The sequence below is a fragment of the Synechococcus sp. CBW1002 genome (assembly GCF_015840915.1).
In the GTDB taxonomy this organism is placed as follows: domain Bacteria; phylum Cyanobacteriota; class Cyanobacteriia; order PCC-6307; family Cyanobiaceae; genus CBW1002.
The window spans coordinates 244,608-257,906 of sequence record NZ_CP060398.1 but is presented as its reverse complement, the minus strand read 5'-3'; the positions used below and the strand labels follow the sequence as shown (position 1 = coordinate 257,906).

Sequence of the window (13,299 nt, the reverse complement as noted above, 5' to 3'; positions counted from 1 at the left end):
GATCAGGTGCTGAGGGTTCGGCGCTGGGTGACGAACTTGTAGGCCTCGACCCGGTCGCCTTCCTGCCAGGCGTTGAAGCGATCGCAGCCGATGCCGCATTCGAAGCCGGTGGCCACCTCCTTGACGTCGTCCTTGTTGCGGCGCAGGGAGTCGAGGTCGCCCTCGTACACCTTGTCCTTGCCGCGGTGGACGCGCACCTTGCAGTTGCGCTGCAGCTTGCCGTTGGTGACATAACAGCCGGCCACGGCGCTCTTGCCGATCGTGAACACGGCGCGCACCTCGGCTTCGCCGAGGGATTCCTCGACCAGCTCCGGCTCCAGCAGGCCTTCCATGGCCATCTGGATGTCTTCGAGGAGTTTGTAGATCACCTCGTAGTCGCGCACATCCACGCCGGTGGCATCGGCGGCGCGCTTGGCGCCGGAGGCCATCGAGGTGTTGAAGCCCACGATCACGGCGCCGGAGGCGGCAGCCAGGTCCACATCCGTTTCGGTGATCTCGCCCGGTGCCGAAAGCAGCACCCGCACCTGGACCTCGTCCTGGGGCAGTTGCTCGAGCGATCCGAGGATCGCCTCCACACTGCCCTGCACGTCGGCCTTGAGGATCAGGTTGAGCTCCTTGAGCTCGCCCTCGCTGACCTGCCCCGATATGGACGCCAGGGAGACCCGGCGGGAGGCCATCTGCTGGGCCAGGCGGGTGGCGCGGGCCTCATTCGCCCGATCGCCCACAACGCTGCGGGCGGTCTTCTCATCGGGATAGACCTCGAACTCGTCGCCGGCGGTGGGGACTTCACTGAAGCCCAGGGCCTCCACCGCACAGGAGGGACCCGCCTGCTTCACCCGCTTGCCGGTGTCGTCCACCATGGCGCGCACCTTGCCGAGCACAGGGCCGGCTGCCAGCACGTCGCCGGCCCGCAGGGTGCCGTTCTGGATCAGCAGGGTGGCCACCGGTCCCTTGGCCTTGTCGAGGTGGGCCTCGATCACGGTGCCGCGGGCCATCCGATCCGGGTTGGCCTGGAGGTCTTCCACCTCCGTCACCAACAGGATCATCTCCAGCAACTTGTCGATGTTCTCGCCCTTGATGGCGCTCACCGGCACCATCACGGTGTTGCCACCCCAGTCTTCCGCCACCAGATCCTGGCCGGACAGTTCCTGCTTGACCCGCTCGGGTGATGCGCCTTCCTTGTCGATCTTGTTGATCGCCACCACGATCGGCACCTCGGCCGCGCGGGCGTGGCTGATCGCCTCCAGGGTCTGGGGGCGGACCCCGTCATCGGCGGCCACCACCAGCACGGCCACGTCGGTCACCTTGGTTCCCCGGGCACGCATGGCGGTGAAGGCCTCGTGACCTGGGGTGTCGAGGAAGGTGATGCGGCGGTGCTCGCCGGCGTGAGGAATCTCCACCTGGTACGCACCGATGTGCTGGGTGATGCCACCGGCTTCGCCCGCTGCCACGCGGGTCTTGCGGATGGCATCGAGCAGGCTGGTCTTGCCGTGGTCGACGTGGCCCATCACCGTCACCACGGGAGGGCGGCGGATCAGGTGGGCCAGATCGCTGGCCTCGATCATCTCCACCGTCTTCTTGGCGGCGGCCTCGATGTCGTCTTCCAGCACCGGAACGCCGAATTCCTCGGCCACCGTTTCGATCGTGGAGAGATCCAGCGTCTGGGTGACGGTGGCGCTGATCCCCTTGAAGAAGAGGCTCTTGATGATCTCGGAGCTCTCGACACCGAGCCGGTCGGCCAGTTCCTGCACCGTGAGGTTGCCCTCCGGCACGATCAGCATCTCGGGGCGCTGGGCCTTGGCCTCGCGGGCAGCCCGGAGCTCCATGGCGCGGCGGCGCTGGCGCTGGCGGGTGGTCTCCTTCTTGCGCTTGCGCACGGCCACCGTGGGCTTGGGCGCGGCGGCGACGGCGCTGCGCGGCTTGGCCGGGCGGGCCAGGCTGGCCTGCAGAACCAGCGCTTCCTGTTCGCCGGCGTAGCCGCCGGTTTCGGCGGTGAGTGCATCATCGTTATCGCCGATGATGTGAACCTTCTGCCGCTGTTTCTGCGGCGAGCGGCTGCGCAGGGCCTCGAGTTTGGCGCTGTCGTCCCAGTCGGGGCGGCGGGGCCGGTTGGTGCCGGCCGGCATGCCGGGCCGGAAGGCCGGCCGGCGGGGGGCGTTCGGCGGAGTGGCGGTGGGACGGGCCGGATCAGTGCTGGAGCCGGCCGCCACCTCGCCACGCTCAGGACGGCGTGGTGGTGCTGCGATCGGACGGGCGTTGGGCTTCTGCAACTGCATCAGCTCGCCCGGTGCCATCGGCTTGCGCATGCCGGCCGGCATGCCGGGGCGAGTCACGCCGGTCGCACCGGGGCCAGCTGCATCCCGGCGGATGGGCTTGCCCACCAGCTCGAGGGGGGAGGTGCCGCTGCGATTGCCGGCACCGCGGGTACCGGCCTGGCCGGGCCGAACCGGAGCGGGGGCCGCAGGCCGCTGTGGTGCCCCGGGCCGTGGCCCCGTGGCTGTGGGACGGCTCACCGGTGGCGCCGCCGGACGGCCGCTGCCGGCGGGGGTTGGGGTGGACTGGCCGCTCTGCGGGCGACCCACCAGCTGAGGCTTTCCGGCTGGACGTGCCGGTTGGCCGCCGGGGCTGCGTTGGGGTTGGCCGGGGCGCTGCGGCATCGCAGGCCGCGGTGATGTGGGGCGGACGTTGGCGTCGGGACGCGCCGGTGCTGGCGCCTCGGGTTTCCGGGGTGGCGGAGCGGCAGCAGGCTTGACCGGTGCCGGGGGCTTGACGACGGCGGCAGGACGAACCGGTGCCGGGGGCTTGACGGGGCCAGCCGAGGGCTTACCCGGACCTGGACGGGATGCAGGTTTGGCAGGCATGGTGGCGGGTTTGGCCGCCACCGGAGCCGGCTTGGCAATCACTGGAGCAGGTTTGGCGGCCGGCTTTTCAGGAGCGGCCGGCTTGGTGGCAATGACGGTTGGAGGCGTTGCCGGCCGACTGGGTTTCACCGGCGCTGGGCGACTGGGCGCTGCCGTCTGCGAGGTTGCGGCCGGTTTCGACGGTGCCGACGGCCGCGAGGGCGCAGCGGGCGGCTGGCTCGGGCTGGGAGGAGCGGCGGCCACCGGGCGGGCGGGCGCGGCGGGCTTGCTGGGAGCCACGGCGGGGGGCTGGGGTTGGGTGTCGGCTGCGGCTTTCTTCACGGAAAGAATGGCCTTGGCGGGCGCTGCCGGGGCAGCTGGGGTCGCTCCGGAGCCGTTGCCCTTGATCAGGGTCCGGATGCGGATGGCCTCGTCGTCGCTGATCGAGCTGCTGTGGCTCTTCACGGCGATGGACAATTTTTCGGCGGCATCGAGCACGTCCTTGTTCTCCAGGCCCAGGTCCCGGGACAGCTCATAAATTCTGACTTTGCCGCTGCTGGTCATTCAGGTCTCCAAGGGTCGGGGCCGTCCGGCCGCCAGTCGGGACAACGGGTGCCACCGGGCCGCATCCATGCTGCGGCCACGGTTCATCTTGCCTCAGAGGTGGTCGCGTCGTCGTCGCGCAGACGCTGGTTGAGCGTGGCGATGATGGAATCTGCAACCTGGGTGCGCAGCGCCCGTTGCAGCCGCTTGCGCCGTTTCGCCTCGTCCAGGCAACTGCGGCTGGGGCAGAGGTAGGCCGAGCGGCCCATGCCCCTGTCCAGTCCGATTCCGCCCTGCGCCAGCCGGATCACCCGCCAGAGCTGTTCGCGGTTGAACAGCTCTCCACAGGCCACGCAGCGGCGCAGAACGGGTCGCGCCATCACCGGGTTCCATCCTCGTCGGCTGCGGCGGGTTCAGGGTCGGCCAGGGATTCCGTGTCGCTGGCAGTCGCCTCAGCCGGGACATCGGCTTCAGCCGGCTCTGGTTCAGCCAACTCAGCTTCGCTGCCGTCATCACCCTCCAGCATCTCCTCGTCCTCGGGCAGGGGATAGAGCTCGCGCAGGCGGGCGTCCTCCTCGGCGCGGGCGGCCTGCTCAGCGGCCAGGCGAGCTTCCGCTTCCGATTGAAGAGCTTCCTCTTCCTGACGCAGGGCGATCAGTTCGGCCACCTTCTCGTCTTCGCTGGCCTGGTCGTATTCGGCGGCGTTCTTGATATCGATCTTCCAGCCGGTCAGTCGGGCGGCCAGGCGCACATTCTGCCCTTCGCGGCCGATGGCCAGGCTGAGCTGGTCCGGGGGAACCAGGACATGGGCGTGGCGTCCATCAGGATCCACCAGCCGCACCATGTCCACCCGTGCCGGGCTGAGGGAGTTGGCGAGGTACTGACCCGGATCGGGAGACCAGCGGATCACGTCGATCTTTTCGCCGCGCAGTTCGTTGACCACCTGCTGGATGCGGGAGCCGCGGGCTCCGATGCAGGCTCCGACCGGATCCACCTCGCGTTCGACGCTGTCCACCGCCACCTTGGTGCGGGGACCGACCGATCGGGAAGGGGGGTTGGCCTCGCGGGCCACGGCCACGATCCGTACCGATCCCTCCTGGATCTCAGGGACTTCGTTCTCGAACAGATACACCACCAGACCGGCGTTGGAGCGGCTGACGAACAGCTGCGGGCCACGGCGGGGCACCTCGCTCACCTCCTTGAGAAACACCTTGAAGGTGGCGTTGGCGCGGTAGTTGTCGTTGGGCAGCTGGTCACGGCGGGGCAGTTCCGCCTCCACTTCGGGCCTGCCCAGGCCGCTGCTCACGGCCATGATCACGCTCTGGCGCTCGAAGCGGATCACCCGCGCGGTGAGCACAGGATCCTCCAGATCGGCGAACTCCTCCTGGATCATGCGGCGCTGCTGATCCCGCAGCTTCTGGGCCAGCACCTGCTTGGTGGTGGCGGCGGCCATGCGGCCGAAGTCGTCTTTCTCAGGAGTCACATCCAGGACCACCGTGTCCCCCACCTGGGCGTCCGGGGCCACCTGGCAGACCTCTTCGTAAGCGATCTGATGGTCGTCGCTCTCGACCTCCTCCACGATGATCTTGCTGGCCAGCACCCGGTAGCCCTCCTCATCGAGGTCGAGCGAGACGTCGAAATTGCTGAAGTAGTCCTCTTCGAACGGATCCTCGCTGATACCCAGGTAGAGGGTGCGGCGGTAGCGCTCATAGCCCTTCAGCAGGGCCTCCCTCAGAGCGGCCTCCACCACCTGGGGGGCAAGTTTCTTCTCTTCGCTGATGTCCTCGATCAGGTTGTTCAGACCGGGGAGCAGGACGAGGGCCATGGACGAATCGGTGGTGGATGGGGAAGGGGGAAGACGAACCGGAAGCGCGGGGGCTCAGGCGCTGCCGTCTGGAGTGATCAGGCGGACGCGAATCACAGCGTCGCGGGGGATGCGCACGGTGCGGCCCCGCTGATTGAGGCGTACATCCGTGGCGTCCCGTTCCAGCAACAACCCCTCCAGGCTGGTGCGAAGCCCTTTGGGGTCATGGAAACTGACCTCCACGGGAAAGCCTCGAAAGCTGCGGAAATCCCGATCGTCGTGGAGGTCTTCGCCGATGCCGGGACTGGTGATCTCCAGAACATAGGCCTCGGTCAGCAGCCCGGAGGCCTCGATCGCCTCGCCCAGCGGTCCGCTCAGGCCGGCGCACTCATCGAGGTTGATGTCGGCGCCATCGGATCGCTGCACCACCACCTGCAGGGTGAGGGGGATCCGATGGGTGTGGAGCTGCACCTCACGCACCTCCAGCGCCAGGGTGGAGGCCACTGGGGCGGCGAGCTGCAGCAGATCAGGAATCAGCGGATGGGGCAAGGCTCAGGTCTGCGGGCTTCGGCGTGCATGGCCGCCGGGCCTCGCAGTTCTGGAACTGCCCCGCCACTGCCCTCGCCTGACGGCGCTCGGCGGCAACGGGTCCTGCCCGGCGGGCAGTGCAGCCATTCACCCTAGGGGATTGCTGAGATCGATCTCCGGCGCTTCGGCGTAATAGTCGCTGGCGACAACCTCACCGCGCCGCGTCGCGTCCTGGTTGAGGCACTGGGAGCACTGTTCCGGAGTGCGCAGGTACTGGCAGACCCGGGCCCAGAGTTTGGCGCGGCTGCCGGGTGCTCCCTGGCTGAAATGCACCAGGTCGTTGCCGCCGACCATGCCCTGGATCTCCACCTGGCAGAGCGTGCAGCGCTGACGACTGCCGGGAGGAATGGGAGCCATGGCCGGCGAAAACACTCGCGGCAACTTAAGCCGATCGCGCCGTGATGGGGCGCGGCCGTGCCCATTTGCCACCGAGCCCTGCCGGGTCCGGCAGATTCGGCGGCAGAGTGGATTCCCATTAGCGCTGCGCTGCACGGCTGTGTCCGGGCGCCCCCTCTTGCCTTGCGTGTCCTGCAGCTGAGCGATCCCCATCTGCTGGCCGATCCGGCCGGTTGCTATCGCGCCCGCCAGCCACTGGCACAGTTGCGGCAGGCCCTGGAGCAGACCCTTGGCGCCGGTGGATCGGTCGGCGAGCTCGGCGGGGAGCGTCCTGATGTGCTGCTGATCAGCGGCGATCTCTGCCAGGACGAGAGCTGGGGCGGCTACATCAACCTGCGCGATCAGCTCGGGGCCGTCTGCCCGGGGCCTGGACGGCCCCAGCTGGCCCTGTTGCCGGGCAACCACGATCATCCCCAGCTGCTGCGCGCGGCCCTGGGGCGCCAGGCCTGGATCGCCCCGGCGGAGCTGCGGCTTGCCGGTGCTCGCCTGTTGCTCCTCGACAGCCATTGGCCCGGCCAGCTGGCGGGCCGGCTGGGCCCGCGGCAGCTCGCCTGGTTGCGGGACCGGCTGGCGGTCGGCACTGCCGCCGAACCCCTGCTGGTGGCGCTGCATCACCCACCGGTGCCGATCGGTGATCCCGGTATGGATGCGATCGCCCTGGTCGATGGTCCCGAGCTGCTTGATCTCCTGGCGGACGCCGCAGGTCTGCAGGCTGTGGTGTTCGGCCACATCCACCAGCACTGGCTCGGCCACCTGCCGGGTCGTGCGGCGGTGCCGCTGCTGGGCTGTCCGTCCAGCCTCTGCCCCTTCCCGGCGGTGCAGGCCTGCCCTCAGGGCCGGGCTCAGGACCCGGGTGGCCGGCTGCTCACCCTCTCCCCCACAGGCCTGCGGCAACGGTTGCTGCGCTGGGCGCCGGCGGTGGTGCCTAGCGTCGGCTGATGCTTCCTTCCCACCGTCTGTCCACGCTGGAACGCTCTGTGACGCCCGCTTCGAGTGCGGCGCGTCCCGGTTCGCCTCGATGGGGGCAGCGCCTTCTGGCGGTGCTCCTGCTGCTGGCGGCTCTGCTGCTGCCGCTTGCACCAGCCTGGTCGCTGGAGCCAGCCCCTCTGGCTTCCGAGACCCTGGCGGTTTCAGCTCCCCAGCCGACTCCCCACAGCTTCGTGGCGGAGGCAGCCCGCCGTGTGGCTCCGGCGGTGGTCCGGATCGATACCGAGCGCACCGTGGCGCGCCAGCCCTTTGATCCGGCCCTGCTCGATCCGTTTCTGCGGGAACTGTTCGGAGACCCTGCCGGCAGCATGCGCGAACGGGGCCAGGGCTCCGGCGTGGTGATCGAGGCCTCCCAGGGCCTCGTGCTCACCAATGCCCATGTGGTGGACCAGGTGGATGCGGTGGAGGTCACCCTGGCCAGCGGTCGCCAGCTGGACGCCACCGTGGTGGGTACCGACCCGGTCACGGATCTGGCCCTGGTGCGGATCGCCCGCGGTGCTGGGCTGCAGGCGGCTCCCCTGGGGGATTCCGAGGCCCTCGAGGTGGGCGACTGGGCCATTGCGCTGGGCAGTCCCTATGGCCTGGAGCGCACCGTGACGCTGGGGATCGTCAGCAGCCTGCACCGCGACATCAATAGCCTTGGTTTTGCTGACAAGCGCCTCGATCTGATCCAGACCGACGCGGCCATCAACCCGGGCAATTCCGGCGGCCCGCTGATCAACGCCGCCGGTGAGGTGATCGGCATCAACACGCTGGTGCGTTCCGGACCGGGCGCCGGCCTGGGCTTCGCCATCCCGATCAACCTGGCCAAGCGGGTGTCGGATCAGCTGGCCGGCGGTGGCCGGGTGGTGCACCCCTATCTGGGTCTGCAGCTGGTTCCGCTCACGGCCCGGAGGGCCCGCGAGAACAATCGCGATCCCGATGCCCTGGTGCAGTTGCCCGAACGGGATGGTGCCCTGGTGCAGCGGGTTCTGCCGGACAGTCCGGCGGAGGCGGCCGGCTTGCATCGCGGCGATCTGGTAGTGGCGGCCGGTGAGCAGGCGATCGCCAGCCCCTCGGTGCTGCTGCAGCTGGTCGAACATGCCGCCGTGGGCGAGCCGCTTCCCCTCAAGGTGCTGCGGGGGCAACGGGAGCTTCAGCTCTCGATCCGGCCGGCCGCCCTGCCGACGGCCGGCTGAGGCTCCCGCTTAAGAGTTTGCTGAAAAACCCGGCCATCTCTGCAAGAATGGGCCAGCTGTCCAGCCCAGATGCGAGGTCAACGGGAGCGCAGCGGCTCCCTGTTCTCCTACGTGTCGATTGAGGATCGGATCCCGGCCGGCCATCCGCTGCGGCGGATCCGCAAGCTGGCCGATCAGGCCCTCGATCGCCTCAATCCCACCTTCTGTGATCTGTACGCCGCAGAAGGCCGGCCATCAGTGCCGCCGGAGCAACTGCTGCTGGCCTCGTTGCTGCAGGCGTTCTACGGCATCCGCTCGGAGCGGTTGCTGCTCGAGCAGCTCCACTACAACCTGCTGTTCCGCTGGTTTGTGGGGCTGAGCCCAGATGATCCGATCTGGCATCCCACCACATTCACAAAAAACCGGGAGCGGCTGCTGAACGAGCAGGTGATGGGGAAGTTCCTGGAGAAGCTGATGGGTGCTCCGGAGGTCAAGCCGCTGCTCAGTGACGAGCACTTCTCCGTCGATGGCACCTTGCTGCAGGCCTGGGCCTCCCATGCCTCACTGGAGCGGATCGATGGGCAGGACGATCCGCCGCCACCGCCGTCAGGCCCTGGCGAGGGTTTTGGCGCTCCAAAGCCCGGCAAGAAGCGAGCGAAAGGGGATTTCCGAGGCATCAAGCTCAGCAACAAGACCCACCGCTCCGGCAGTGATCCCGACGCCTTGCTGGCCCGGAAATCCAACGCCCACCCGGCTCAACCGAGCTACCGGGGTCATGTGCTCATGGACAACCGCCATGCCCTGATCGTCGATTGCAAGGTCACGCAAGCCACGGGCACCGGGGAGCGGGATGCCGCCAAAGCCATGGCCGCGGATCGTCCCGGTGCCCACCAGAAAACCATCGGTGCCGACAAGCACTACGACACCAGGGGCTTTGTCGCCGAGATGCGCCGCATCGGCGTGACGCCGCACGTGGTGCAGAACACCGCCCGATCTGGTGGTTCCGCCATCGATGGCCGCACCACCCGCCACGTGGGCTACGCCAAGTCGATCCATGCCCGCCGCGGCATCGAGAAGGTGTTTGGCTGGATCAAACAGTGGGGAGGTCTGCGCCAGTTCAAGCTGCGCGGCACCGAGAAGGTGAGTGCGGTGTTCGGCCTGAATGTGATCGCCTACAACCTGATCCGCCTGGGCAACCTGCTCAAACCGGCGATGGCGGCGGCGTGAACAGGTGGTTGCCCAGAAGTGTGCCCAGACGGCAGTGATCAGGGAGCCCCAAAGGGGCAAAACACACCAAAAGGGGAGCTCTGAGCCGCTGAAACTCTGAAAACCAGACCGAAATGAGCTGCACCAGCTCTCAGGAGGGAAAAACGCTGCTTCTCAGGCGGTTTTTCCGCAAACTCTTAAGGCTGCCGGCAGGTCCATTGCTACGGTCACGGCCCTCCGATTGCACAGGGCATGGCCGATCTGCAGGACCGCATGAAGCAGGCCGTGGCTGAGGCTGCGGTCGAGCAGATCCAGGACGGCATGGTGCTGGGGCTGGGTTCCGGTTCCACCGCAGCCCTGATGATCCGAGCCCTTGGAGCCAAGCTCCAGCAGGGTGAGCTGAAGGACATCGTGGGGGTGACCACGTCGTTCCAGGGCGAGGTGCTGGCGGCGGAACTGGGGATTCCGCTCAGAAGCCTCAATGCGATCGAGCGCATCGATCTGGCGATCGACGGCGCCGACGAGGTGGATCCCTCCTTCCAGCTGATCAAGGGCGGCGGTGCCTGCCACGTGCAGGAGAAACTGGTGGCCCGCCGTGCCGATCGGTTCGTGGTGGTGGTGGATGCCACCAAGTTGGTGGAGACCCTCAACCTGGGTTTTCTGCTGCCGGTGGAGGTGCTGCCCGGTGCCTGGCGACAGGTCCAGGCTGAGCTGATCACGCTGGGGGCCACGGCGGAGTTGCGCATGGCCGTCCGCAAGGCCGGGCCGGTGGTGACCGATCAGGGCAATCTCGTGCTCGATGCGGCGTTTGCCGGCGGGATCACCGATCCGCTCGGCCTGGAGAGGGAGATCAACAACCTGCCTGGCGTGCTGGAGAACGGCCTGTTCGTGAACCTCACCGATCAGGTGCTGGTGGGAGAGATCGTCGATGGCGTGCCCGGTGTCCGGGATCTGGTGAAGCGCTGAAGCCTCGGGCCTGCGGCGGCGCCCAGGGGCTCAGCCCAGTCGCCGCCGCACCGATTCGGCATGGCTATGCAGCCCCTCGCTTTCGGCCAGGGTGATCACCGCCGCGCCCGTGGCCTCCAGCGCTGCCCGGTTGAAGTGAATCAGGCTGGTGTGGCGCAGGAAGGTCTCCACGCTCAGGGCACCGGCGAAGCGGGCGGTGCCGGAGGTGGGCAGGGTGTGGTTGGGACCGGCCAGGTAATCGCCAACGGCTTCGGGGCTCCAGGGGCCCAGGAAGATGGCGCCGGCATGGCGAATGCGCTCGGCGAGAGACTGGGGATCGTCCACCAGCAGCTCCAGGTGTTCCGGAGCGAAGCGATCACTCAGGGCCGCCGCCTCCTCCAGATCGGCGCAGAGCACGATCAGGCCCCACGCTTCCAGGGCGCTGCGGGTGATGGCGGCCCGCGGGTGGCCAGCCAGCTGGGCCTCCAGGGCCGCCGGCATGGCCGCGGCCAGTTCGGCGCTGGTGGTGAGCAGGATCGCGGCAGCCAGGGGGTCGTGTTCGGCCTGGGCCATCAGATCGGCGGCCACCTGATCAGCTCGGGCGGTGTGATCGGCGATCACCAGCACCTCGCTGGGGCCGGCCAGCGAATCGATCGACACCCGCCCGTAGACCGCCTTCTTGGCCAGGGTCACGTAGAGATTGCCCGGGCCGCTGATCACATCCACCCGGGGGATCGTTTCGGTGCCGTAGGCCAGGGCCGCCACGGCCTGGGCGCCGCCGATCCGATACACCTCCCTGACCCCGGCCAGATGGGCGGCGGCAAGCACCGTGGCGTTCGGTTCACCGCCGGGGCCCGGTGGGGTCACCATCACCAGGCGTTCGACGCCGGCAACCCGAGCCGGCACGGCGTTCATCAGCACGGTGCTGGGGTAGGAGGCCCGCCCGCCGGGCACGTACAGCCCTGCCCGCTCGACCGGTCGCCAGCGGCGCCCGAGCTGCTCGCCGTGGGGGCCGGTCACGGCCAGATCCTCTGGCTTCTGGCGCTCGTGGAAAGCGAGGATGCGCTGGTGCGCCAGGGTCAGCGCGTCCTGCAGCTGGCTCGGGCATTCCTGCCAGGCCTGCGCCAGGCGCTCCGGCGCAATCCGCAGCGGGTCGGGGCGGATGCCATCGAAGCGTTCGGTCAGCTCCAGCAGCGCCTGGTCGCCCTGGCGGCGCACCTGCTCGAGGATTTCTTCCACCCGCTGCTGTTCCTGCAGCAGGCGGCTGCCGCTGGTGCGTTCGGCGATCGCCTCCAGCCGCTCCCGCGCCGCCGTCGCATCGTGGAGCACCGTCAGTCGCAACGGACCTTGGGCGCGGTCGGGGGCGGCGGCAGGGGCGGAGGCAACCACGGGGCGGAGGCGCGGAAGACCGGCGCTGCAGAGGTTGTAAGCACGCTAGTGCTCGGCTCGTCGGTGGGGTGATGGGCCGAACGGTAGGATCCTCGTTTGCCGAATCCGCTCCAGTACGCCTGTGGCCAATAACAAGTCGTCGAAGAAGCGCATCGAGATCGCGGAGCGCAACCGCCAGCGGAACCGCACCTACAAGTCGGCTCTGCGGACCCTGATGAAGCGCTGCTTCACCGCCTGCAGCAGCTATGCGCAGGAGCCGGGCGATCAGGCCAAGGACGTGGTTCAGACCAGCATGAACGCCGCCTTCAGCAAGATCGACAAGGCCGTGAAGTGTGGTGTTCTGCACCGCAACACCGGTGCCCATCAGAAGTCGCGCATCAGCGCCGCTGTCAAGAAGGCGATCGAGCCTGCCGCTGCTGTCGGCTGATCCGGCCGTTTCCGGTCGATCACCTCAGTCCCTCTGCAAGGCCCCATGCCGGCGACCCTGGTCGATAGCCATTGCCACATCGTTTTTCGAAACTTCGACGACGACATCGATCTCGTGGCCCAGCGCTGGCGTGACGCCGGAGTTCGGCGCCTGGTCCATGCCTGCGTTGAGCCCTCGGAGATCCCGGCGATCCGTGCCTTGGCGGACCGTTTCCCCGAGCTCCGTTATTCCGTGGGTGTCCATCCTCTGGATACGGAGCACTGGCAGTCCGATACCGCCAGGGTGCTGCGTCAGGCCGCCATCGACGATCCTCGGGTTGTGGCCATCGGCGAACTGGGTCTGGATCTGTTCCGGGTCCGGAATCTCGACGAGCAGCTGGCGGTTCTTGTACCCCAGCTGGACCTGGCGGTGGAGCTCGATCTGCCGGTGATCATCCACTGCCGTGATGCGGCCGAGCCCATGCTCGATCTGTTGCGCGATCGCGCCTCCGATCAGCGTTGCCCCCGTGGGGTGATGCACTGCTGGGGCGGAACCCCTGAAGAGATGGCCGGTTTTCTGGAGCTCGGTCTGTTCATCAGCTTCAGCGGCACGGTCACCTTCCCCAAGGCCGAAGCCACCCATGCCTGCGCTCGGGCGGTGCCCGCCGATCGTTTTCTGGTCGAGACCGATTGTCCGTTCCTGGCCCCCGTGCCAAGGCGAGGCAAGCGGAACGAACCCGCCTTCGTGGCGGCCGTGGCCGCCAGGGTTGCCGAGCTCAGGGGCGAGAGCCTCGAGCAGGTGGCCCAGACCAGCAGTGCCAACGCAGCACGCTTGTTTGGACTTGGGCTTGACAGTGTATGATTTTTTATTGCCTTGGTAGCGGAAGCGCTCCTTTGCCGACGCCTGCAGCCGTGAAGCGAGTCCCGTAAAGAGAGCCGGCAGCGGCGGCCGTTCCTGGACCCAGGAGCGGCTGTTCGCATGTCGGAACTCTCCTGCACTGGCTCACCGGCCTCAGCTGCACCCCAACCCCTCAAGCCC

At 68.1% G+C, this 13,299-nt stretch carries 12 protein-coding genes; 6 read left to right on the top strand and 6 right to left on the bottom strand.

The features are described 5' to 3' along the window. Positions 1-2 precede the first annotated feature (2 nt). The 5 genes from infB to H8F24_RS01250 form a co-directional block, all read right to left on the bottom strand. The gene (gene infB, locus H8F24_RS01270; protein WP_197170625.1) at positions 3-3,404 is read right to left on the bottom strand and encodes a translation initiation factor IF-2; all 3,402 of its coding nucleotides are present in this window, start codon (positions 3,402-3,404) and stop codon (positions 3-5) included. Positions 3,405-3,487: 83 nt separating this feature from the next. Further along, positions 3,488-3,763, bottom strand: a complete 276-nt coding sequence (locus tag H8F24_RS01265; RefSeq protein ID WP_370594662.1) for a YlxR family protein — start codon at positions 3,761-3,763, stop codon at positions 3,488-3,490. Then, positions 3,763-5,208, bottom strand: a complete 1,446-nt coding sequence (gene nusA, locus H8F24_RS01260; RefSeq protein ID WP_197156909.1) for a transcription termination factor NusA — start codon at positions 5,206-5,208, stop codon at positions 3,763-3,765. Before nusA ends, H8F24_RS01265 begins: the two co-directional genes overlap by 1 nt. Positions 5,209-5,262: 54 nt before the next feature. Further along, positions 5,263-5,736: a ribosome assembly cofactor RimP gene (locus H8F24_RS01255; RefSeq protein ID WP_197170624.1), complete on the bottom strand. Its 474-nt coding sequence runs from the start codon at positions 5,734-5,736 to the stop codon at positions 5,263-5,265. Positions 5,737-5,862: 126 nt separating this feature from the next. Next, positions 5,863-6,132, bottom strand: a complete 270-nt coding sequence (locus H8F24_RS01250) for a hypothetical protein (protein WP_197156905.1) — start codon at positions 6,130-6,132, stop codon at positions 5,863-5,865. A gap of 162 nt (positions 6,133-6,294) precedes the next feature. Here H8F24_RS01250 and H8F24_RS01245 point away from each other — a divergent pair, with 162 nt between their 5' ends. The 4 genes from H8F24_RS01245 (at position 6,295) to rpiA (ending at position 10,487) form a co-directional block, all read left to right on the top strand. Continuing rightward, the gene (locus H8F24_RS01245) at positions 6,295-7,110 is read left to right on the top strand and encodes a metallophosphoesterase (RefSeq protein WP_197170623.1); all 816 of its coding nucleotides are present in this window, start codon (positions 6,295-6,297) and stop codon (positions 7,108-7,110) included. Beyond that, positions 7,110-8,336, top strand: coding sequence for a trypsin-like peptidase domain-containing protein (locus H8F24_RS01240; RefSeq protein ID WP_197170622.1), 1,227 nt, complete (start codon positions 7,110-7,112; stop codon positions 8,334-8,336). The genes H8F24_RS01245 and H8F24_RS01240 overlap by 1 nt, the downstream gene beginning before the upstream one ends. A gap of 69 nt (positions 8,337-8,405) precedes the next feature. Continuing rightward, positions 8,406-9,542: an IS5 family transposase gene (locus H8F24_RS01235; protein WP_197169629.1), complete on the top strand. Its 1,137-nt coding sequence runs from the start codon at positions 8,406-8,408 to the stop codon at positions 9,540-9,542. A gap of 231 nt (positions 9,543-9,773) precedes the next feature. Next, the gene (rpiA, locus tag H8F24_RS01230; protein WP_197156902.1) at positions 9,774-10,487 is read left to right on the top strand and encodes a ribose-5-phosphate isomerase RpiA; all 714 of its coding nucleotides are present in this window, start codon (positions 9,774-9,776) and stop codon (positions 10,485-10,487) included. 30 nt (positions 10,488-10,517) lie between these two features. Here rpiA and hisD read toward each other — a convergent pair whose 3' ends face one another. After that, positions 10,518-11,855: a histidinol dehydrogenase gene (hisD, locus tag H8F24_RS01225; RefSeq protein ID WP_197170621.1), complete on the bottom strand. Its 1,338-nt coding sequence runs from the start codon at positions 11,853-11,855 to the stop codon at positions 10,518-10,520. A 121-nt stretch (positions 11,856-11,976) separates the two neighbouring features. Between hisD and rpsT the strand changes: the two genes are divergently transcribed. Continuing rightward, positions 11,977-12,282: a 30S ribosomal protein S20 gene (gene rpsT, locus H8F24_RS01220; protein ID WP_197156899.1), complete on the top strand. Its 306-nt coding sequence runs from the start codon at positions 11,977-11,979 to the stop codon at positions 12,280-12,282. 45 nt (positions 12,283-12,327) lie between these two features. Next, entirely contained in the window at positions 12,328-13,122 is a 795-nt protein-coding gene (locus tag H8F24_RS01215; protein WP_197156897.1) for a TatD family hydrolase, read from the top strand. The last annotated feature ends 177 nt before the right edge of the window (positions 13,123-13,299 follow it).